This is a genomic window from Curtobacterium sp. MCLR17_034 (assembly GCF_003234485.1).
Lineage (GTDB): Bacteria > Actinomycetota > Actinomycetes > Actinomycetales > Microbacteriaceae > Curtobacterium > Curtobacterium flaccumfaciens.
The window spans coordinates 19,324-41,260 of the sequence record NZ_QKTH01000001.1 but is presented as its reverse complement, the minus strand read 5'-3'; the positions used below and the strand labels follow the sequence as shown (position 1 = coordinate 41,260).

Here is a 21,937-nt window from a genome sequence, read left to right as displayed (position 1 = left end):
CCCAACCGTGCGCGGGGGCTCGGTGTTCAGGGAGTCAAGGACGGTCGTCGCCGGCACCCGGTCAGGCGTCAGGGAACTTCGCTTTGACGAACGCGCGTTGCGCCTGCACGGTGCTGAGGCATTCGTCGGCCGGGGCGAACACATCGACGAGGTCCTTGAACCGGGGACGACGACCGCGGCGGAGTCGATACGCACGCATGCCACCACCCTGCTGTCGCGCCATATTGCTCGCCCAGACATCGATGCGGGCCCCCTGCACACCCAGGAGCCACCCCTCGCGGTCGAGTGCCGTGCGCACCAGGCTCAGCGCCTCGAAGGCGTCGTACGCCGTGGCCGTGTGCTCTGTGCCCAGCAGCAACACGGTCACGGTGTAGCGCACCTGATGGTCGGGGTTCGTCAGGTCCATCTCCACCGTCACGCTCGCCGGGGTGCTGGTGCCGTTCCGGTACGCGATCCGGTCGTACGTCGTCATGAGCGCGTCCCGTGACCACGTGTCACGGTGTCGGGACCTGCACCGACACGAGCTCACCGTTTCCGAGGTGCACGATCGCGGAACCGACCTGCACGCGCTCGACGATGCTGCTCCGCGGCAGGCGCATGCCGAGCAGGTCACCCTCGGTGATCGCCTGGGGGCTCAACAGCGCTCCCGAGCGGTTGCGCTTCATGTCGACCTGCCAGCCGGTGAACCCCACACCGAACTCGGCGGTCAATCCGGCTGCGACGATCGCCTGACCGTTGTCGGCCGCACGCTTGACGAACCCCTGCAGCCAGCTCTTCGCCGGGGCGTCCTTGACGAGCTCGGCGTCGTCGATCACCAGGACGCGTCGACCGGGCTGCCCGTCGAACAGGGATGCGAGGTCGTCCTCGGTCAGATCGACACCCTCGTGCACCGCCAGGACGCCCGGTTCCGCGGCCAGCGCACGGAGCGGGGACTGCCGCGGGGTCACGAGCACGACCTCGCCACCCTCGCGCAGGACCGAACGGGTCATCGAGAGCAGGACGGCGCTGCGTCCGGACTTCGCGGGTCCACCGACGACGAACGAACCGGCCGCGGCCAGGTCAGGCCCAATCGCGGTGAGGTCGTCACCGCCGATGCCGACCAGACCGAACAGGCCGGCGTCGTCATCGCGCATCTCCCATGCACGCTCGAACGGCACCGGGCCGGACAGCTGGTCGACGCGGAAGGGACGTCGGCTGCGTTCGACGGCCCGGTCGCGTTCCGTCGCGAAGGTAGCGAGGGCCGTGATGGCGGCGGCCTGCGACTGCCCGGTGCCGGCTGCGGCGAGCAGCGCGATCTGTGTCTCCGTCGCGGACTCGGAGGCGAACGCGCGTCCGTCGGGGACCTGCTCCGGGAGCTTCCGCGGGTTGAGTGACGCCAGCCCGTAGTCGCCCCGGTCCGACAGCCGGAGGACGAGCTTGTCCTCCACCAGGGTGGCCATCCGACTCGAGAGCAGCTGTCGGTCTCCGGTGACGACCAGGTGGATCCCGACGCTGGCACCTTCGCGCAGCAGTGTCATCACCTGGTCGGTCGGAGCGCCGTGGTCGAGCTCGCCGAGTGAGCCGACGAAGCCCTCCCAGCGGTCGAGCATGAAGACGATGTGCGGCAGACGTTCCGCCGGCACGACGGCCGCGGCTCGCTGCTCGACGATGCTGGCGAAACCGCCGTCAGCCAGCACCTGCTGGCGCCGGGCGAGTTCCTGGGTCAGCTTGGTCAGCAGCCGCTGGGCTCGTTCGGTCTGGACGCGCTGGACGACGGCACCGGCGTGCGGGAGCGCCTGGATCGGCAGCAGCGCGCCGTTGCCGCAGTCGAGCGCGTACACGTGGACGTCGGCCGCCGAGGTGTTCCGGGCGATGGCTGCCGCGAGGGTCCGGAGCACCTGGGACCGGCCGCTCCGCGGGGCTCCGACGACGTAGAGGTGCCCGTCGGAATCGAGGTCGAGGCTGCGTACCCGCTGCGCCTGCTCGCCGGGGAAGTCCTGGAGCGCGAACGGCAGCGGCCCCACCCGGGCATCCGTGGCGGTGCTGTCGTCGAGTTCCCACGCGCGGTCGTTCAGGTCGGTGAAGAGCAGCGTCTCCGGCAGGGCATCGAGCCAGGGGCGGTAGGGAGCCGGACCGTCGAGTTCCGCTGCGGCCTCGGTGACAGCACCGACGAGCTCCTGCAGGTCGGTTCGCTCGTCGGTGTGCTGCACCTCGGACTTCGGCGGTGCGGGCGGTGCAGTGCCGAGCGCCGACCACGAGACGGCACCGGCCCAGACCTGCTTGCGCTGGGTCGACTGTCCGGGGCGACGGCCACCGACGCGGCCCGACTGGAACGGCAGCAGGGCCCCGGCACCCAGACGGATGTAACCGCGGCCGGGGGTGCTCTTCTGGATCTGGGCCGCATCGCCGGCGTCGATCACGTCGGTGCTCTCGCTCGAGTCGGTGACCCGGAGCGCGATCCGCAGGTTCGTGTTCGCGCGGATGTCGTTCGAGACGACACCGGTCGGACGCTGCGTGGCGAGGATCAGGTGGATGCCGAGGGATCGACCGCGCTGGGCGATGTTCACCAGGCCGGTGACGAAGTCGGGCAGCTCCCGCACCAGGCTCGCGAACTCGTCGATGACGATGAGCAGCCGTGGCATCGGCGGCAGCGGTTCACCACGACCGAGGCGGTCGAGGTAGTCCTCGATGTCCTTCGCTGCCGCATCGGCCAACAGGTGCTCGCGACGACGGAGTTCGGCACCCAGGGACTCGAGCGCTCGCTCCACCAGGTGCGTGTCGAGGTCGGTCACCATGCCGACGGTGTGCGGCAGCGGCGCGAAGTCGCGGAATGCAGCCCCACCCTTGTAGTCGATGAGGACGAAGTTCATGCCCTCTGGAGTGTTGGTCGCCGCGAGCGACGCGACGATCGTCTGCAGGAGCTCGGACTTGCCCGAACCCGTCGTGCCGGCGACCAGGCCGTGGGGGCCGTCCTTCCGCAGGTCGAACGCGAACGGACCGTCCAGGCTCTCGCCCACGACGACCTCGGTCGTGCGGGGCCGCACCGACCACTTCCCGGTGATCGCACGGGCCGTCGGCGGTTCGAGCAGCATGACGTCCAGCAACCGCGACGACGTGGGCAGTCCGCCGGCGTCGCTCTCGTCGTCGGCGTCGACCATCGGCGCCACCGCTCGGGCGACCGTCTCGAACCAGCCGTCCGGGATCCGGTCGGGCCGCACGTCGGTGACCGTCGCCTGGCGCTGCGCGGCGACCCGGATGCGTTCCGGCCCGACGGTGACGACGACGGAGCACTCCTCGGGCAGCAGCCGTGCCTCTTCCTCGATGCAGATCGCCCGGACGCCGACCGCCGGCCCTTCCTTGAGGATGCGGATCAGACCGGGCAGTGCTCGGAGCCGCCGGGCACCGTCGAGCACGACGACGATGTCCGGACCGGGGATCCCGCGCATGTTGGACTCACGCATGGCCCGCTGTCGCGCATCGATCAGCTGACCGACCTCGGCCACCCGGGCACCGAGCGTCTCGGCGTCGTTGCCGATCGCGATCACGGCGTCCTGCCCGAAGCCCGGCCGGGCCTGCGGGATCCACCGCAACCACGCCCACTCATCGGCCGACCGGGCGTCCGTCAGCACGACGAACTGCGTGTCACGCGGACTCTGGAGCACCGCGAGCTGCGCCACGAACCACGACGTCAGGTGCCGCGTGTGCTCGTCTCGGCCCGCGACGCCCACGACGCCCTGCACGCCGAGGTCGACGATCACCGGCACGTCCTCGGCCAGCTTGTCGACCGCGCGACGGTGCTCGAGCGCCGACGGGTCCTCGAGCACGACGCCGGACGGGACGTCAGCGGTCCCGACGCGGAGCGTCAGGTAGTCAGGATCGGTCCGGCGGCGCTCCCACAGGCGAGCGCGACGCCGCAACGCGACGTCGAGCACGGTTGCGGGGTCTGGTGCGCTCGTCCGCAGCTCGCGCTGGTACCGGACCACCGCCTCCAGGGCGTCCGCCTCGACCGCCTTCCTGGTCTCTTCGTACTCGGCAACGCGCTGCTTGTGGGTCTTCTTGCCGTTCCGGCGGTCCCACCAGGCGTTGCCGAACATGATGATCGGTGACATCAGACCGAACGCGAGGTACGCGACGTTGTGGAAGATCGAGATCATCACGGCGGCCATGCCGAGCGGCGCGAGCGCCGCGATGATCGGGATGGACCGACGTGACTGCTGCGCCGGCACGGCCGGCAGCTTGAACACGGACGGGTGGTCCTCGGGCAGGAGCCGCGGCGGCCGGGTGTAGTCGAGCGAGCCGCCACCGGCGGTCAGGGTGATCGCCGCTCGGTCGGCGTCCGGCACGGCGACCGACAGCAGGGTGTCGCCGATCGTGACGATGCTGCCCGGCTCGACCGGGGTCTCGTCGTCGACCTCGGTGCGGTCCACCAGCACCGTGGAGCCTTCGGTCGGCGTGATCGTGAACCGACGGTTGAGGTCGAGCCGCAGGATCGCGGCGTACTCCGGTGCACTCCGGTCCGGCAGGGGCACCGTCGCGTCGGGCGCCGAACCGACGTGGGCGATGCCCGCATCGAGCACCACCACGGTGCCGGCACCCGGTCCGCCGACGATCCGCACGCTCGGCAGGTCGCCCGGCAGGGGCAGCACCGGTGCCGGTGCCCCGAACGTCAGCCGAGCGCCCTCGAGCAGCACACCGTCACCGATGCGTGCGTGCGGGGTGGTCGGGACGGAGTCGACCGAGACGTCGACGATCGACGCAGCCCCTTGCCCGAGCCGCTTGGCGACGACCTCGACGATCTCGCCGAGCAGGGTGTCCTCGTCGCACTCCACCACGAAGTCGGCGGAGGCGCTCGACGGAAGGTGGCTCGCGGTGAACGTCAGGCGCACGGGAGGCGCCCCGCACCGGAGTTCGTGGTCGTCGTGGTCGCAACGCGGTGGTCGGACGAGGCCCCCCGCAGCGTCGTGCTGCCGCTCATGGCCTGATTCTCGCAGGTTCCCCGGTCCGGCAGGTCGTGTTGCGTCCGGCTTGTGGATGGGCGCTCGGCCTGGAGGTGCGGTGTGGGGGAGCGGGTCGGTTCACCTCGACGCGGGCTCAGTGCAGCCCCCATCGGTCACGTCGCGCCGTAAATGCGTCGGACACGAACGGCCAGGTCATGCGCTGCACGTGCGCGGGCGGTGCGCCGCCGCCAGCGGGCGTCGTCATCGTCCGCCCCTCGATGGACGGGATGCCTTCAGGTGACGACTCCCGATGACGACGCCGACGACCAACGCGAATGCCCACACGACGTACCGGATGAGCCACGCGGTCGGTCCGTCCCAGGGACCCGTGTCGTACTTGCCGCCTGGGAGGAGGGAGACGCCGACACCGATGGCCAGCACGATCACCGTGTCGCGGGCGAATGCGGCCCAGCGGCGTCCGGGTGTGCGGGGGAGTCGTCGTGTCATCGCTTCCTTCGCGGGTCGTGGTCGTGGTCGTGGTAGTTGTCGTGGTCGTTCTCACTCGGCATCTGGAGTGAGCACCAGCCCGAGGGCGAACTGGTCGACCAAGGGCGCAGCGAACGACTCGTCAGCCCGCTTCGGGATGAACGTGGTCAGGACGGCGGTCAGCGGATCGGGCAGCTGTCCGATGGGCTGCACCCATCGGATCGTCGTCGACGGAACCGCGCGGCGCAGGAGTGAGCGAGCCGGTGTCTCCGTCCGGTCGAGGATCCTCGTGGCGGGACCGAGTGCCGTCGTGACGGTGGACACATCGGCATCGGCTGTCCGTTCGGCGAGCGGGAGGAGTGCGTCGTCGACCGCCTGGGCTGCAGCATCGAGTCCTGGGAAGTACTGGATGACCGTGTAGGCGAGTATCTCGATGGTCGGGGCGTCGGTCGTCAGGACGAAGAAGTCGTGGGCATCGACGTCGTTCCGCAATCGTGCCAGTTCGGTCATCGCCGACTCGAGCGATCCTGCGACACGCTTCGGCACAGGCCGGTGGATGTGGCTGATCACGTTCGCTGTTGCGGCGCGCCCGGCGGTGGCCGGGTCGCCCTCGATGAACCTCGTCCAGGCGTTGAAGTAATCGAATTCGAGTCCCATCAGGAGGTCTCCCTTCTCGGCTGTCCGGTCAATTCCTGCACCCCGTTGCGAGCCAGCGCCCGATGCTCGTCACTCCACGACGGGACTGGATGGCACGGCGACGGTACAGCGACCAGTGCAACGCCACACTCGCGAAGGCGAGCGCTTCCGCGTAGCAGGCGGTCCCCGGGTCTCCGACCGCGAGAAGACCGACTGCCACGGCGGAGAGGAGGACGAACCAGCCGACAACAGACCCGAAGGTCCGAGAAGGCCGGAAACCTCGAGGTGGCGGTTCGACAGGGGGCAGTCGTCCGCCGAGCTCGGTGCCGATGACCGCGAGCAGGATCACGACGGACGCGGAACCGAACGAGAGGGCGATCCCCCATGTCAGCGGCCCTCCGATCTTCGCGAAGACCGAGACCATCAGTTGCAGGATCGTCGCACCGCCCACGGCGATGAGCGGGACGACCCCGAGCGAGGTCCACACGATGAGTGATGTGCCAGGAACGGCGGCACCGCGGTGCGGGTCGAAGCGCACGTCCGCAGAACTGCGTCGGTCGCTGCCTGCATCTCGGATCACCGAGAGCTCTCGGAGCAGTTCGTCGATGTCGGACTCGGGCCAGAACGCGAACGGCAGCTCGGCGCGGACGACGTCCGTCCCGTCGATCAGTACCGCGCGAGCCTGCTTCCCGCGGACCGTGCGCGCACGAACGACAGCCGACGCGGATGAGGTCGCTTGCGGTGTGGACAGCAGGACGGATCGGCCGCGTCCGTCGTCGATGACGACCATTCCGCTCGCGACTGAGATGCCGGCTCGCTCTCGGAACCACCCGGGCCCGGATCTCGGACGAACCACCGTGGTCCCGATCCGCAGTCGCGTTCGACGTCGTCCTCGGACACTGAGCACGACGTTCACCAGAGCGGCTGCTGAGACGGCCGCACTCAGCCAACCCAGCACCGCGACGCTGCCGCCCCACCCTCGGCCGAGCAGCGCGAACGCGATGGGGACGGGAACGAGCGCGATCGCCTGCAGGAGCGCGACCACGAAGGTGCGCCGTCGGGCGCGGCGTGCTGCGGTGTCCGGAAGCGGGACGTGGACGACGGCGCTCGCTGTCTGGAAGCCCGTCATCGCGTCCGGATCGAACGCGATCTCGAGACCGAGTCGGTCGGCGAGGTCGTCGAACCCGCTTGATGACACTGCTTGGCGAGGCGTCGCCGGAGCGGCAGGCTCGATCCACCACACGTCCAGTGGGAACACGTTGGTGCTGTCGTCGCTGATCAGGACAACCGCCCCGACGGCGGTGACGACGCCGATCTCCCGTGGCAATGCCGTGGCGGGAGCCCATGCCGCGCGGCGGATGCCGGAGCAGAGCGTCTCGATGCGGCCGTCCGATCGGACCGAGAAGACCGTGCCATCGACGACGGTCAGACCGATGAACTGGTCACGCGCCGCTGCCCGATCACTGACGACCGCGCTGCGGACGACGAGTTCAGGGAGATCAGTGGACAACGTCGATGCCGTTCGCCACCAGATCGACGTGACGGGCGACCCAATCGGCATAGACCAGTTGTGTTGTGTTCGAGTGCACGCACAACATCATGTCCGCGGGGAGGACCCACGACCAATTGAGACTCTCGCTCACGATGGTGGCATTCGGTTCGTCGCGGCTCGGCGCTGTGATGGCGGCTCGTTGTCGAAGTCGAAGCGCTCGGCCGAGCGTCGTGTCGCGCATCGCCTCGTCGCTCTCGATCGGATCGTCGTAGCGCGCGGCTCGACGGACGACACCCGGCGCAGCACCTCCGAGGGGTCGGAGCGTGAGCGCGATCCAGGACGCGATCGAATCGTCGACTTCGTCGAGGAGAGCCCATGCGGCATCTGCTCCCCGCGCAGCCAGCAGCTGGCCGAGCTCGGAAAGGTCCTCGCGATCCGTCGTGGCGAAGCCCTCGCTGGTCTGGACGCGGTTCGACACGATCCCGAGCGGGGCCATCACGGTGGTGACAGGGACCTCCAGCTGCGTCGTCATCGTGTCCACCCGAACCCTGCCATGAGCACGTCGAAGTGCCCGACACGTGCTTCGACGTCCGTAGGGCCGGGAGCCGTCAGCGAAACGAGGACGAAGGTCCCCTGCTCACCCGGGATGGGAGCGAGGTAATCGACCGTTGTCGTTGACACCTCGACGTCGGCGTTGTCTGCGACGAATCGGTTCAACGCCTCCAGCGAGCGCTGGGACGGCGCGGAGAGGAGACCGATCCCGGTGGCAGGGGGCCCTGCGGCGCGGAGTGCTGCTCCGGCAGTCTCGCTGACTTCCTTCCGAGCACGGATCATCTTGCCCGCGGGGAAGTCGACGACCCGCGCGTCACCCGAGTCGCTGAGCGCCTCTGCGAAGACCTCGAGCGGCAGGGCGCCGACGGTCGCGCCGAAGTGCGCCACGGAGACCGAGAAGCTCATCGGCAGCCGGACACCGCTGACCTCGCCCTCGAAGGAGTACATGTCGACCGCTCCTGCGTCGGCGGCGGCGCCGAAGGACTGGCGAAGGTCGTCTCTGAGCCGACGTCTGGCGATGGCACCGTCCGAGTCTCCGAAGCGCCCGCGCGGGATCGTCCGCTCAACCATCTGGTCGACGACGTGGTCGAGGTCGCCGGAGAGACGGGTCCGGATCCACCCTTCCGGGAGTTGCAGGCGGTAGCCGGTCACAGAGAGCCGACCTGCACCGACGTCGCGTTCTTCCAGTAGTTGCCGGAGAGGAGGTCGCCGAGGTCGTCAGCAGCGTCGACGACGCCGTCGTAGATGCCCTTCGCCCCGAGTACCGAGGCGGTCACGGCTGGGAGCAGGATCTTCGGCAGCATCTCCTGAGCGATCGGCCCTCCGCTCGCAAGCCGGCTGATGAGCACCGGCGCGATCGCACCGTTGGTCAGCGTGTTGTCGAAGAACTTGACCCAGGCCTTGTCGCCGACCGCTGCCGCGCTCGCTCGCAGTTCGGTGTACTTGGCAGAGAAGACGGGTCCCTCCGGGATGCCGGCCGCTCGCGCGCTGTTCGCAGCTCCGCGTGCGCCGGACTGCAGGGTCGACCGTGTCAAGGCCGGTAGCGCGGACGCAGCAGTCTTCGCGGCTCCGAGGCCTACAGCGGACGCCGCGACGCCGACGGCCGCCCACGCCACATCCGATGCTGTGGCGTCTCCGGCGGCGGCCTGCGCTGCAGTGATACCGAACGTCAGACTCGCCACGACGAGACCAGCGACGGCGAACGCGATGAGGTTGACGCCCGGGATCGCGAAGGCGACGATGACCGCGGCCACCACGAGGACGAGGGCGACCACGTTCAGGATGCTCTTGATCGCCTCGAGCACCCCCTTGGCATCGTGGATCGCCTGCTTCACGTGGTCGAACCAGCCGTCCTTCATCCCGTCGTCCGCACCGTCCCGGATACGGCTCGCAACACGGTCGGAGAGGTCCCCGTACTCGCCTGCCAGCCCGGACGGGCCAGCGATCCGGTGGATGATCGCCTTCGCCGCGTCGATGTCGCCCTGCGCCGCACTCAGCGCGCGGTCCTGCGCGTCGACCTGGTCCTGGTGCTCCGGCGTGTCCGGCGCGGCGGTCAGGGTCTGGCCGGCGGCGGCTCGGTGCGCGTCCTGAGCCTCTTGCGCACGGGCGAGGGCAGCATCGGCTTCCTGCTGGATGCCCTCGAGCCCGTTCGCCCAGTCGTCTAGCGCCGCGGCGAGCTGGGTGTAGCGCCCCTTCGCCTTCTCGATGGCGCCAGCGAGATCACCGGCCGAGTCGCGGAACTTGGTACCCGACTCGCTCTCCCAACCGTCGCCGTCCTTGAGGGAATTGAGGCGGTTGACCTGCTCGGTGATCGCCCGTTCGATCGAACGAGCGCCCGATGCGGACTGGCGGATCTCCATGGGATCGCCGGGCACCGGGTCGATCGGCAGGTCGACGGCGCTCCAGTCGGTGGGACGCGCCATCAGCTGTCCTTCCCGAGGATCTTGTTGGCGAGTTCGACCTCGGTCTGCGTGAAACCGTCGTGTGCGCTCTCAGCCATCTCGGCGACCGCCTTGATCGACTCCTGGAGTCGCCCCCGGCGGATGTCCCAGTTGCTGGCGAACTCGTCGATCGCACTGACGATGGTCGACGAGCCGACCCCGGACTTGTAGTCAGCAGCAGTCGAGGCGACGTGTTCGAAGTCGCCGTGCAGCCTCGAGAGATCAGCTGCCAGGCCGCCGATCATGTCGAGATCGAGTTTGAGTGTGCCGCCCACGGTCCCCCCGTTGGTCAAGTCGTCGTTCGAAGTGTGTGCTGCCGGAGCAGCGAGAGCGGTGGCCGACGCCCGAGGACGCCGGCCACCACCGTTGCGAGCCGGTCTCAGCCGATGCTGGACGCGAGCTGCTCGTCGGTCGACTCGAGCGTGTTCGCCGCGCTCTCGAGGAACCCGGCCATGCCGTCGATGGCCTGGATCGTCTGCGTCGCGCCGGAGTTGAACTCCGAGTACGTCGAGTCGAAGGCCTTCGAGGACTTGTCGGTGACGTAGCCCGACGAGACGAGGTTGTCGATCTGGCTCTTGAGCTGGCTCAGCTGGTCTTCGATGGCCTTCTGGCCGTTGCGAAGCTGCGAAGCCTGGTTGCGAAGATCGTCGTAGGTGACGTTGACATTGGCCATGGCGCATGCCCTCCCGATGCGTATGTGAAGTACCGGGAGCCCCCCGGCGCGTTTCGACCATACTTGATCTCGTTGCATCTCGCACCACTTCTGAACAATCACCAGAACGAGGGGTACACGGTGGCTCGACGCCGGAAGGACGACGACACTCCAAAGCGCCCGGCGGTCACGCGTGCCGACGTCGAGCGCGACCGGCAGGCCGGGTACCTGTCCCGCGCCTGGGTGCTCCCAGCGGCTCCGGTGTCGGACGACGAGCCAGACGCCGTCGTCCGGACCGAGCAGCCACTGCCCACGATCGGCGTCGTGCCGCGACTCGTACTCGAGGTGGCTCCGGGCAACGTCGTGCCGCTCGATCAGCCGGTCGTCGTGGGACGGCGCGTCCCGACCGCGCCGGGGCGACGAGCCGTCCTGCTCGACGACCCGGGGAAGTCGGTGTCACGCGAGCACGCCGCGATGCGGCCGACCGGGGACGGCGGCCTGGTGGTCGAGGACCTCGGATCGTCGAACGGCACGGTGGTCGTCCGCGCGTCCGGTGCGCAGGAACCCAGCGTGGGCGGCGCACAGGTCATCGCCCGGCCCGGTGACGTCGTGATGGTGGGGGACTACGCCGTGCGGGTACTCGCAGGCTGACCAGCACCAGCACCAGCACCAGCACCAGCACCAGCACCAGCACCGGCCGTCGCGTACCGCGCCGCGGTCCGCCGCATCGCCCGCAGCAGCAGCGGCCCCGGCAGCCGCAGCAGCGCCCCCGGCACCAGCGCCCGCACCCCGGCCACCACCCGGACGGTGCGCCGGAAGCGCCGTTCCTCCCGCGGCCCCCAGGCGAAGCCGTACGCCGAGCGCACCCGTTCCGGCAGCATCCCCACGGTCACGATCCGGACGAGGGGCATCGCCGCCCGCACCCACAGCGGCGCGAACCGCGGGTGCAGCAGGTCACGGACGACCCCGCGGGCGTCGTCGGTGACCTCGAGCCCCTCCAGCGTCCGCTGCCAGTACCGGTCGAAGGCCGCCACCGAGGTCGGCCAACGCTCCGGCGGCACCCGCAGCGCGGTGGCGATCGGGGCGTAGGCGGCGAGGACCTGCTCGGCTCGGGCCGCGGAGACGCGTGTGCCGAACAGGTCGTGTGCCCGGCGGGCGGAGTCGAACAGGGTCGCGGCCACCCAGAGCTGCCGGTCGACGTCGTCGGCGCCGGCGACGGGCCGGTGCGCACGGTTGACGAAGCCCGCCGCGGTCGCTGAGTCGGTCTCGGTGCCGATGACGACGGCGTAGACGAACATCAGGGTGTGGGCGAGCCGCTGCTGGGGTCGCCGGGCGAAGTCCGAGTGCCGCCGGACACCGGCCGCGACGACCGGGTCGGCGATCTGCAGCAGGATGGCGCGGCCGCCCGCGGCCACGGGCGTGCTGTCGGCGAGGAACCGCCGCAGGTGACGGTCGTGCACGCGACCAGCAGTCGGACGGGAGGCACGGTGCGGGTCGTGTGCCGCGCCTCCAGGCCGTGGGGTGGTCACGCCGCACCCCGTCGGCGTCGCGCCCGCAGGACGGGCCGGAGGTCCACGGCGATCGCCGCCAGGAGTGCGACCCCGCCGACGACCAGGGCGACCAGTGCGGACGAGGCGCCGACGGGCGCGTCACCGGTCAGGGCGAGGAGCGTCGCGACGAGCCAGATCGCGGGGAGCGGCCAGAGGCGGGTCGGTGATCCGGTGACGACCGCACCGACGACGCCGACGACGAGGAGCGGGACCCAGCGGCCACCGGACTCCGAGCGGGCGGCGAGGTGTGCCGCGGCGGCGACCAGCAGCATCGCCGCGACCGCCAGCAGCCGCGCTGCCGAGGGCATGCTGCGGACGCTGGAGCGGACTCGTCGGAACACGGCCCGATGCTACCGAGCCGTGTTCCGGGGGAGCCTGATCAGCTCAGAGATCAGCGCTCAGAGCGGCTTCGTGCCGAGGTCGTTGCCGAGGTCGGCGCGGTCCTCGTCCTGCTCGTTCTCGTGCTCCCACAGGTCGGGCGAGCCCTCGCGCGGGGACCCGCCGGTCGGACCGTCGTCGGAGCCGTCACCGGGCTGCGGCTCCACCGTCTCGCCGGCGACCGCGTCGTTCGTCACCGTCTCGAGGGACTCCTCGGCCTCGTCCACCTCGTACGGGCCGACGTGCTCGCGGTCGATGTCGTCGTCGCGACGCTGCTGGGACTCGAAGTCGTCGACGGGGCTGATGCCGGGGTCGCTCATGGTGTGGTTCCTTTCCGTTGCGGGCTTCCTGCCTACCCGCCGGCGCTTGGCGGCCGTCCGGTTTCGTGTCGTGTTCACCCGGGCGTCACCTTCCGGTCACACCGCCACGGCAGCATCGCCGATGCTCGGGGGAGTGGAGCGCGGTCGCCGACGGGTGGTCGAGCGACCGCGCCTTCCCCGCCCGGGCCGGCCGGGCCGGGCGGGCCCGTGCGCCGGCCGCCGGTGCGCTTCGTCCGTGCCGCTGTCAGACGCGTTCGAGCAGGTCGCGTTCCTCGACGTCGGCGAGTGCGAGGGTGCGGTAGCCGGCGGACTCGAAGAACACCGTGATGCGGTCCTCTTCCGTGCTCATCACCACGCCCGTGCCCCACTCGGCGTGTTCGACGCGGGCATCCGGCGGCCACGCGGCGTCGTTCGCACCGTCGGCGACGTGGGCGGAGGCCTCGCGTGCCGTGCCGGACGAGCAGGTGTCGCAGTTCCCGCACGGCTCCGGCAGCTCGTCGCCGAAGTAGCCGAGCAGGAACTGCCGGCGGCACCCGGTCGTCTCGGCGAGCTGGCGCATCATGGCGATACGGGACTCCTCGACCCGTTCCCGTTCGGCGGCACGGTCGGCTGTCGCACGTGCCGCACGGTCGGCGTCCTGCGGGCCGTCCGGCACCCGGGAGACACCGTCCACGTCGTCGCGCAGGGCGCCGGCGTCGAGCAGGGCGTTGAGTGCTCGACCGGCGGTGCGGGCCGACAGGCCGGAGGCTTCCACCAGCGCGGAGCGGGCGATCGAGCCGGTCGTCGGGACGGCGTCGAACACGGCCCGGACCGAGGCGGGCCGCGGCGAGCCGGACGCGAAGAACGTGCGCAGGCCGAAGTCCTCGGCGCGGTAGTGCAGGGTGGCGCCGGCCGGTTCGGCATCCCGCCCGGCCCGCCCGATCTCCTGGTAGTAGGCGTCGATCGACTCGGGGACGTCGGCGTGCACGACGAACCGGACGTCGGGCTTGTCGATGCCCATGCCGAAGGCACTCGTCGCGACCACCACGTCGACGTCGCCGTCCAGGAACCCGGTGTGCACGGCCTCGCGCTCCGCCACCCGCATGCCGGCGTGGTACGGCTGCGCGCGGCGACCGCGGGCGGCGAGCGCGTCGGCGTACTCCGTGGTCGCGGCGCGGGTGGCGACGTAGACGACCGTGGGTCCGTCGAGCTCGGCGACCTGGTCGACCACGGCCTGGCGCTTCTCGGCGTCTTCGGCGTGCCGGACCACCTCGAGCCGGATACCGGGACGGTCGAACCCCGAGGCGAGCACGAACGGGTCGCGCATGCCGAGCCGGTCGACGATGTCGTCCCGCACCGGAGCGGAGCCCGTCGCGGTCAGGGCGAGCACCGGTGGGCGGCCCAGGCGCTCCGCGACCTCGCCGAGCGCCAGGTAGTCGGGTCGGAAGTCATGACCCCACGACGAGATGCAGTGCGCCTCGTCGACGGCGACCAGTGCGACCCCGGCGTCGCGGAGGCGCTCGAGCACGTCGTCCTTCACCAGCTGCTCGGGGGCCAGGAACACGTAGCCGACCTCGCCCGCGGCGACGGCGTCCCACGCATCGGCGACGTCCCGTGCCTTCTTCGTGGCGTTCAGGGCGACGGCTCGGGGTGCGTCGGGATGGTGCTCGAGCCCGACCACCTGGTCCTCCTGCAGCGCCACGAGCGGGGAGACGACCACGACGACGCCCTCCAGCCCGAGGCCGGCGACCTGGTAGATCGCGGACTTCCCCGAACCGGTGGGCATGACGGCCAGGGCGTCGCGGTGTTCGAGCACCGCGTCGATGACGGACTCCTGGTCGGGGCGGAGCTTCCAGCCGAAGACCTCGGTGGCGCGGGTACGGAGTTCGGGTTGCACCGATCCACAGTGCCGAGCGCCAGCTTGGGGCCGGTCCCAGCGGTGCGCGCAGCGGCTCATGCGCGTCGGAGCGGACCCGGGCCTGGCATCCGTGCACCGGCCGTCCACCGAGCAGCGCTAGGCTGCGTGGCGGCCGTTGTCTCGACATCGAGCGACCCTCGATGTGGAGTGCGCGACCGGGAAACCGATGCCGATCGCACGAACCGTGCGGGAAGAAGAACAGCGTGGATCTTTTCGAGTATCAGGCCAGGGACCTCTTCGAGTCCTACGGCGTCCCCGTGTTGCAGGGGATCATCGCCGACACCCCCGAGCAGGCGAAGGCGGCGGCCGAGAAGATCGGCGGCGTCGTGGTCGTCAAGGCGCAGGTGAAGGTCGGCGGTCGCGGCAAGGCCGGCGGCGTGAAGGTCGCGAAGACCCCGGACGAGGCGTTCGAGCACGCGCAGGCCATCCTCGGCCTCGACATCAAGGGCCACACCGTCCAGCGCGTCATGGTCGCCCAGGGTGCCGACATCGCCGAGGAGTTCTACTTCTCCGTGCTGCTCGACCGGGCCAACCGCTCCTACCTGTCGCTGACCAGCGTCGAGGGCGGCATGGAGATCGAGCAGCTCGCCGTCGAGAAGCCCGAGGCACTCGCCCGGGTCGAGGTCGACCCGCTGACGGGCATCGACAAGGCCGCGGCGCTCGAGATCGCCGCGCAGGCGAACTTCCCATCGGAGCTGCAGGACGCCGTCGCCGACGTCTTCGTCAAGCTCTACGACGTCTACAAGGGCGAGGACGCGACCCTCGTCGAGGTGAACCCCCTCGTCCGCACCAGCGACGGCCAGATCCTGGCACTCGACGGCAAGGTCTCGCTCGACGAGAACGCCGACTTCCGCCACGAGGGCCACAAGGACCTCGAGGACACCGCCAGCGAGGACCCGCTCGAGGCCAAGGCGAAGGCCCACGGCCTGAACTACGTCAAGCTCGACGGCCAGGTCGGCGTCATCGGCAACGGCGCGGGGCTCGTCATGTCGACGCTCGACGTCGTCGCCTACGCCGGTGAGCGCCACGGCGGCGTGAAGCCCGCCAACTTCCTCGACATCGGCGGCGGCGCCTCGGCCGAGGTCATGGCCAACGGCCTCGACGTCATCCTCGGCGACCCGCAGGTGAAGAGCGTCTTCGTGAACGTCTTCGGCGGCATCACCGCGTGCGACGCCGTCGCGAACGGCATCGTCGCCGCGCTCGGCATCCTCGGTGACGCGGCCACCAAGCCGCTCGTCGTGCGCCTCGACGGCAACAACGTGGAAGAGGGTCGCCGGATCCTGGCGGAGGCAGCGCACCCGCTCGTCACCGTCGCCGCGACCATGGACGATGCGGCCGAGAAGGCCGCCGAACTCGCCGCCGCAGCGGCCTGAAGGGACTGACCATGTCGATCTTCCTCAACAAGGACTCCAAGGTCATCGTCCAGGGCATCACCGGTGGCGAGGGCACGAAGCACACCGCCCTGATGCTCAAAGCCGGCACGAACGTCGTCGGCGGCGTGAACGCCCGCAAGGCCGGCACCACCGTCACCCACGGCGACGTGTCGCTGCCGGTCTTCGGCTCGGTGCGCGAGGCCATCGACACCACCGGTGCCGACGTCTCGATCGTCTTCGTCCCGCCGGCGTTCGCGAAGGACGCCGTGATGGAGGCCATCGACGCCGAGATCCCCCTCGTCGTCGTCATCACCGAGGGCATCCCCGTACAGGACTCGGCCGAGTTCTGGGCGCACGCCAAGGCGAAGGGCGGCACGACCCGGATCATCGGGCCGAACTGCCCCGGCATCATCACCCCGGGGGAGTCCCTCGTCGGCATCACCCCGGCGACGATCACCGGCAAGGGCCCGATCGGGCTCGTCTCGAAGTCCGGCACCCTGACCTACCAGATGATGTACGAGCTCCGAGACCTGGGCTTCTCGACCGCCATCGGCATCGGCGGCGACCCGGTCATCGGCACCACGCACATCGACGCGCTCGCCGCGTTCGAGGCCGACCCCGAGACCGAGGCCATCGTGATGATCGGTGAGATCGGTGGCGACGCCGAAGAGCGTGCGGCCGAGTTCATCAAGGCGCACGTCACGAAGCCGGTCGTCGGCTACGTCGCGGGCTTCACCGCTCCCGAGGGCAAGACGATGGGCCACGCCGGCGCGATCGTGTCCGGTTCGGCCGGGACCGCCGAGGCGAAGAAGCAGGCGCTCGAGGCCGCCGGCGTCAAGGTCGGCAAGACACCGTCCGAGACCGCCGCGCTGCTGCGCGAGGTCGTCGCCGCTCGCTAGCGGCCAGCCCGTTCCGCAAAACACCGGTGTTCGTCGGTTGAACCGCGTCCTGCGCGTGTTCGTCCTGCGAACACCGGTGTTTTGCGTCGGCAGCCGCGCGGCTCCGGGGCGGCCGCGCGAGGGGCACGTATCCTCGCTGCGATGAACCGCCTGGGAACCGCTCTGCTCGCCGCGATCGAGGCGGTCGTGACGGTCGGCGTCGGCATCGGGATCGCCCTCGTGCCCCTGACGCTGCTCTGGGGGTTCGAGTACGGCCTGCAGGTCGACTGGGACGTGTTCTGGAAGGCCACCGGCAGCGTCTGGCTCGTCGGGCACGGCGTCGACGTCTCGTTCCTGCTCGGGTCCGCACTCGCCAAGAGCACCGGGGTCAGCGGCGCAGTCGACCCCATCCACGTGACCCTGGCAGCCCTCGGGTTCGCGGTCGTGACGGCCTGGCTCGGCGCACGCGCCGGGCGTCGGTTCGCGGAGACCGAACACCGCACCACCGGGCTGCTGGTCGGGACCGCAGTCGTCGCGCTCCTCGGTCTGGCCGTCGCACTGTCGTCGACCTCGGCTGCCACCCGCCCCACGCTCTGGCAGGCCGTGGTGCTGCCGGCGCTCTGGTTCGGGATCCCCGCACTCGCCGCCTCCGAGGTCTGTCGTCGTCGGCGTGACCTGCCCGCCGATGCCGGCACCCAGCGGGTCATCGACCTGGTCGACCGCATCCCCGCCGTCTGGCGGACCGTGACCGGGTTCGGCCTGCGCGCCGGGACCGCCGCGACCGCCGTGGTCGTCGGGGTTGCCGCGGTGCTGGTCGGCCTGCTCCTCTTCACCTCGTTCGCCGAGGTCATCACCCTGTACGAGCAGTCGCACGCCGGGGTCATCGGCGGCGTCGCACTCACCGTCGGGCAGCTCGCGTTCCTGCCGGACTTCGTCGGGTGGGCCACCTCGTGGCTGATCGGCCCCGGGTTCGCGATCGGCACCGGGTCGAGCGTGTCCCCGATCGCCACGACCCTGGGCCCGATCCCGGGCCTGCCGGTCTTCGGCGCGCTGCCGACCTCTGGTCACACGTTCGGGCTCGTCTGGATCCTCGTGCCGGTCATCGCCGGGTTCGCGATCGGCGGCTCGATGCGGCCGCGGTTGGTGCGGGCCCTGGGAGCCGCCGACTCCGCGCTGCACCGTGCGCTCGGCGGTGTCGTCGCGGGACTCGTGGCCGGGGTGCTCACGGGGCTCATCGCCTGGGTGTCCTCCGGTTCGTTCGGCCCCGGCCGCCTGGCCGACGTCGGTCCGCACGCCCTCGCGGTCGGCGGGTTCGCCGCACTCGAGATCGGCCTGCCGGCGATCATCGCGCTCGCCGCGGGCAGTGACCTGGTCCGGCTGCCGGACCGCGGATGGACGCGAGAGCGCTGGACCGAGGCCGACGAATCCGACGATGCCCACGACACGGCGCGCGCCGGGGTCGACGTCGGTGCGGGTTCCCTGCTCGCCGCGCTCGACCAGGCCGGTGCCGGGCGCACCACCGATGTACACCGCTTCGTGGTCGAGGAGTCCCACGACGGGTCGACCGCTGCACGGCCCCGTGCGACGACCGAACACGTGACCGAGCCGGTCAGCAGCGAGCCCGCCTCCGCACCCGCACGGCCCGCCTCCGCACCCGCGCCCGTCGCACCGCGTGCCGGCGACACCGACCACGACGTCGAGCTCCCCGACTGGGCGAAGACCGACGCGGTGGCCGCCGACCGCCTGGCCGCTGAGCCCGAACCGAAGCGCCGCAGTGCCGGACGAGCAGCGCTGGGTGGCCTCCGCGACCGCCTGGCCGGTGCGGCCGAAGGGGTCCGGGGACGAGCCGGTGCACTCCGCGACCGCGTGACCGGCTCCGACGCCGAGCCGGAGCAGCCCAGCCCCGAGCGGCCCGCAGCCCAGGCAGCCGCGTCCACACCCGCACCCACCCCGGTGCCGACCGGCGCCCAGCCCGCGTTCCCGTGGAGCACCGAGGAGTTCGTGGCCGGCCGCGACGACGTCGACGAGACGGCCGAGGCGGACCGCGTGGACGTCGCGCCCGACACCCGAGCGCCCGCCTCGAAGCCGGCGGAGCCGTCCCGCCCGGCGAAGTGGGACGTCACCGACCAGATCCCCGAGGACGAGCTGCCCTGGTGGCGGCAGCCGAAGGACGACCGGTAACAGCGCCCGTCGCGTGCGTGCCTGCCGGTAGGGTTGGTGCCGTGCTCGAACTGGTCGTCCTGATCTCCGGTACCGGGTCGAACCTCCGAGCCCTGCTCGAAGCGACCTTCGACGCCGAGTACCCCGCCCGTGTCGTCGCCATCGGTGCCGACCGTGACGCCGAGGGGCTCGGCCTGGGCGAGGAGTTCTCGATCCCGACGTTCACGGTCCCGTTCACCCGCTACGACTCCCGCGCCGAGTGGGGCCAGGCCCTGGCGGAGCAGATCCGCCCGTGGTCGCCCGACCTGCTCGTCCTCTCCGGCCTGATGCGCCTGCTGCCCCCGGCCGTGGTGTCCGAGTTCGCCCCGGGGATCATCAACACCCACCCGGCCTACCTGCCGGAGTTCCCCGGCGCCCACGGCGTGCGGGACGCGCTGACTGCCGGGGTCACCGAGACCGGTGCGAGCGTCATCGCGGTCGACGACGGCGTCGACACGGGGCCGATCCTCGCGCAGGAGCGCATCCCGGTGCTGCCGGGGGACACCGAGTCGACGCTGCATGACCGCATCAAGCCGGTCGAGCGCCGCCTGCTCATCCAGACCATCCTCGACATCGCCAACGGCACCACCGACCTGAAGGGCACCCCGAGCGCATGAGCGTGCACGCAGCCGACCCCAGCCTCTACCGCGACCGTGACGTGGTCCCGGTCCGCCGTGCACTCATCTCGGTGAGCGACAAGTCCGGCCTGCTCGAGCTCGCCGGCGCACTGGCCGACTCCGGGGTCGAGATCGTGTCGACCGGCTCCACCGCCCAGACCATCCGTGACGCGGGCTACGCCGTCACCGACGTCGCGAGCGTCACCGGGTTCCCGGAGTCCCTCGACGGTCGCGTGAAGACGCTGCACCCGTCGGTGCACGCCGGCCTGCTCGCCGACCTGCGGCTCGAGTCGCACGAGCAGCAGCTCGCCGACCTCGACATCGCGCCGTTCGAGCTCGTCGTCGTGAACCTCTACCCGTTCGTCGAGACGGTGGCGTCGGGTGCCGACACCGCGACCGTGGTCGAGAACGTCGACATCGGCGGCCCCGCGATGGTCCGTGCCTCGGCGAAGAACCACCCGAACGTGGCGATCGTCGTCTCCCCGGCGTCCTACCCCGAGGTCGTCGAGGCCGTCCGTGCCGGCGGAACCACGCTCGAGCTCCGGAAGCGCCTCGCCGCCCAGGCCTTCGCGCACACCGCCGCCTACGACACCGCGGTGGCGTCCTACTTCGCGAGCGACGTCGTCACCGCCGCTGCGGCCCCGACGACCGCCGGCGACATCCGGACCCCCGGTGCGTTCGACGAGCACCTGGCGGTCGAGGCCGAGCTGTCGGCGACCCTGCGCTACGGCGAGAACGCCCACCAGGCCGCGGCGCTCTACACGACGTCGGACGGCACCGGCATCGCACAGGCGACGCAGCTGCACGGCAAGGAGATGTCGTACAACAACTACGTCGACGCCGACGCAGCGGTCCGTGCGGCCTTCGACTTCGACGAGCCCGCCGTCGCGATCATCAAGCACGCCAACCCGTGCGGCATCGCGATCGCCCCGGCCGACTCCGCCGACCCGATCGCCTCGGCCCACGCCGCCGCGCACGCCTGCGACCCGCTCTCGGCGTTCGGCGGGGTCATCGCCGCGAACCGCCCCGTGACCGTCGCCATGGCCGAGACCGTGAAGGACATCTTCACCGAGGTCGTCGTCGCACCCGGGTTCGACCCCGAGGCGCTCGAGATCCTGTCGCGCAAGAAGAACATCCGCCTGCTCACGCTGCCGGCCGACTTCACGCTCGCCGACCGCGAGGTCAAGCAGATCTCCGGCGGCTTCCTCGTGCAGGACGCCGACCGTTTCACCGGCTTCGACCAGGCGACCTGGACCCTCGTCGCCGGCGAGCCCGCCGACGAGCAGACCCTCGCCGACCTGGCCTTCGCGTGGCGTGCGAGCCGTTCGGTGAAGTCGAACGCCATCCTGCTGGCGAACCAGGGCGCGAGCGTCGGTGTCGGCATGGGCCAGGTCAACCGGGTCGACTCCTGCCACCTCGCGGTGAACCGTGCGGGTGACCGTGCGACCGGCAGCGTCGCGGCGTCGGACGCGTTCTTCCCGTTCGCCGACGGCCTGCAGGTGCTGCTCGACGCCGGTGTCCGTGCGGTGGCGCAGCCCGGTGGCAGTGTCCGCGACGACGAGGTCATCGCCGCGGCGAAGGCCGCCGGCGTCACGATGTACTTCACGAGCGAGCGCCACTTCTTCCACTGATGTGAACAATCGGTGGCGAACCATTGCGCGCCGTGAGTCACTGTGAATAGTCTGTAAGGCTCCGCGGCAGGCAGCCGACGATCCCTCGGGACCGGCGGCACCGCGGACACAACGGTGACGAAGACGACGACTGGAGTGACGATGGACAACATGACCGGAACCGTGGCGACGGCCGCCCGTGCAGGTCTCGTGTCCGTCGTGGGGACCACTCCCGCACGGCGATCCCTGATCGCACCGCGGCCCCGCGCCGCGGCCGCCGTCTAGTCGGGCCGTTCCCACGGCCCCGCGACGCAGCACCACCGGCGTCCGCGAACCACCCGCCTGAACCCGGGGGACGACTGTCCCTCGGTGCCTCCGGCCCGACCGACGTCACGCGAGTGACGGCGGAGACGCGACCACGCGACCGGCCGATGATCACCA

Annotated in this window: 19 protein-coding genes; 6 read left to right on the top strand and 13 right to left on the bottom strand. The window is 70.8% G+C overall.

What is annotated here, in order from left to right:
• Positions 1-61: 61 nt before the first annotated feature.
• From DEI98_RS00180 to DEI98_RS00135, 9 genes are all read right to left on the bottom strand, one after another.
• Positions 62-472 (bottom strand): hypothetical protein, encoded by a 411-nt coding sequence (locus tag DEI98_RS00180; RefSeq protein WP_111099540.1) that lies wholly within the window; start codon positions 470-472, stop codon positions 62-64.
• A 22-nt stretch (positions 473-494) separates the two neighbouring features.
• Positions 495-4,865: an FtsK/SpoIIIE domain-containing protein gene (locus DEI98_RS00175; RefSeq protein WP_111099539.1), complete on the bottom strand. Its 4,371-nt coding sequence runs from the start codon at positions 4,863-4,865 to the stop codon at positions 495-497.
• A 609-nt stretch (positions 4,866-5,474) separates the two neighbouring features.
• Complete coding sequence (locus DEI98_RS00165) at positions 5,475-6,059, bottom strand: hypothetical protein (protein WP_111099537.1); 585 nt, start codon at positions 6,057-6,059, stop codon at positions 5,475-5,477.
• 28 nt (positions 6,060-6,087) lie between these two features.
• Positions 6,088-7,548: a hypothetical protein gene (locus tag DEI98_RS00160; protein WP_111099536.1), complete on the bottom strand. Its 1,461-nt coding sequence runs from the start codon at positions 7,546-7,548 to the stop codon at positions 6,088-6,090.
• Positions 7,538-8,062, bottom strand: a complete 525-nt coding sequence (locus DEI98_RS00155) for a hypothetical protein (RefSeq protein WP_111232672.1) — start codon at positions 8,060-8,062, stop codon at positions 7,538-7,540. Before DEI98_RS00155 ends, DEI98_RS00160 begins: the two co-directional genes overlap by 11 nt.
• Positions 8,059-8,529 carry a hypothetical protein gene (locus tag DEI98_RS00150; RefSeq protein WP_146243374.1) on the bottom strand — a complete coding sequence of 157 codons (471 nt, stop codon included), beginning with the start codon at positions 8,527-8,529 and terminating at the stop codon, positions 8,059-8,061. The genes DEI98_RS00155 and DEI98_RS00150 overlap by 4 nt, the downstream gene beginning before the upstream one ends.
• A gap of 200 nt (positions 8,530-8,729) precedes the next feature.
• The gene (locus DEI98_RS00145) at positions 8,730-10,004 is read right to left on the bottom strand and encodes a hypothetical protein (protein ID WP_111099533.1); all 1,275 of its coding nucleotides are present in this window, start codon (positions 10,002-10,004) and stop codon (positions 8,730-8,732) included.
• Positions 10,004-10,297 carry a hypothetical protein gene (locus tag DEI98_RS00140; RefSeq protein WP_111089240.1) on the bottom strand — a complete coding sequence of 98 codons (294 nt, stop codon included), beginning with the start codon at positions 10,295-10,297 and terminating at the stop codon, positions 10,004-10,006. The genes DEI98_RS00145 and DEI98_RS00140 overlap by 1 nt, the downstream gene beginning before the upstream one ends.
• 104 nt (positions 10,298-10,401) lie before the next feature.
• Positions 10,402-10,695: a WXG100 family type VII secretion target gene (locus DEI98_RS00135; protein ID WP_111089241.1), complete on the bottom strand. Its 294-nt coding sequence runs from the start codon at positions 10,693-10,695 to the stop codon at positions 10,402-10,404.
• A 120-nt stretch (positions 10,696-10,815) separates the two neighbouring features.
• Here DEI98_RS00135 and DEI98_RS00130 point away from each other — a divergent pair, with 120 nt between their 5' ends.
• Positions 10,816-11,325 (top strand): FHA domain-containing protein, encoded by a 510-nt coding sequence (locus DEI98_RS00130; protein ID WP_181437885.1) that lies wholly within the window; start codon positions 10,816-10,818, stop codon positions 11,323-11,325.
• On the opposite strand, the gene DEI98_RS00125 is transcribed toward DEI98_RS00130, so the two are convergent.
• From DEI98_RS00125 to DEI98_RS00110, 4 genes are all read right to left on the bottom strand, one after another.
• Positions 11,298-12,203 (bottom strand): oxygenase MpaB family protein, encoded by a 906-nt coding sequence (locus tag DEI98_RS00125; RefSeq protein WP_111099532.1) that lies wholly within the window; start codon positions 12,201-12,203, stop codon positions 11,298-11,300. The genes DEI98_RS00130 and DEI98_RS00125 overlap by 28 nt on opposite strands.
• Positions 12,200-12,565 carry a hypothetical protein gene (locus DEI98_RS00120; RefSeq protein WP_146237619.1) on the bottom strand — a complete coding sequence of 122 codons (366 nt, stop codon included), beginning with the start codon at positions 12,563-12,565 and terminating at the stop codon, positions 12,200-12,202. Before DEI98_RS00120 ends, DEI98_RS00125 begins: the two co-directional genes overlap by 4 nt.
• A 57-nt stretch (positions 12,566-12,622) precedes the next feature.
• On the bottom strand, positions 12,623-12,922 hold the full coding sequence (locus tag DEI98_RS00115; protein ID WP_035809242.1) for a hypothetical protein: 300 nt from the start codon (positions 12,920-12,922) through the stop codon (positions 12,623-12,625).
• Between the two features lie 244 nt (positions 12,923-13,166).
• Positions 13,167-14,798, bottom strand: coding sequence for a RecQ family ATP-dependent DNA helicase (locus tag DEI98_RS00110; RefSeq protein ID WP_111099531.1), 1,632 nt, complete (start codon positions 14,796-14,798; stop codon positions 13,167-13,169).
• A 224-nt stretch (positions 14,799-15,022) separates the two neighbouring features.
• On the opposite strand from DEI98_RS00110, the gene sucC reads away from it, so the two are divergent.
• The 5 genes from sucC to purH all read left to right on the top strand — a co-directional run bounded on the left by sucC (position 15,023) and on the right by purH (position 21,517).
• The gene (sucC, locus tag DEI98_RS00105; RefSeq protein ID WP_111099530.1) at positions 15,023-16,192 is read left to right on the top strand and encodes an ADP-forming succinate--CoA ligase subunit beta; all 1,170 of its coding nucleotides are present in this window, start codon (positions 15,023-15,025) and stop codon (positions 16,190-16,192) included.
• 11 nt (positions 16,193-16,203) lie between these two features.
• Positions 16,204-17,091, top strand: a complete 888-nt coding sequence (sucD, locus tag DEI98_RS00100; RefSeq protein WP_071404667.1) for a succinate--CoA ligase subunit alpha — start codon at positions 16,204-16,206, stop codon at positions 17,089-17,091.
• Between the two features lie 141 nt (positions 17,092-17,232).
• On the top strand, positions 17,233-19,251 hold the full coding sequence (locus DEI98_RS00095; protein ID WP_111099529.1) for a DUF6350 family protein: 2,019 nt from the start codon (positions 17,233-17,235) through the stop codon (positions 19,249-19,251).
• A gap of 41 nt (positions 19,252-19,292) precedes the next feature.
• Complete coding sequence (gene purN / locus DEI98_RS00090; protein WP_027466675.1) at positions 19,293-19,886, top strand: phosphoribosylglycinamide formyltransferase; 594 nt, start codon at positions 19,293-19,295, stop codon at positions 19,884-19,886.
• Positions 19,883-21,517: a bifunctional phosphoribosylaminoimidazolecarboxamide formyltransferase/IMP cyclohydrolase gene (gene purH / locus DEI98_RS00085; RefSeq protein ID WP_111099528.1), complete on the top strand. Its 1,635-nt coding sequence runs from the start codon at positions 19,883-19,885 to the stop codon at positions 21,515-21,517. The genes purN and purH overlap by 4 nt, the downstream gene beginning before the upstream one ends.
• Positions 21,518-21,937 lie beyond the last annotated feature (420 nt).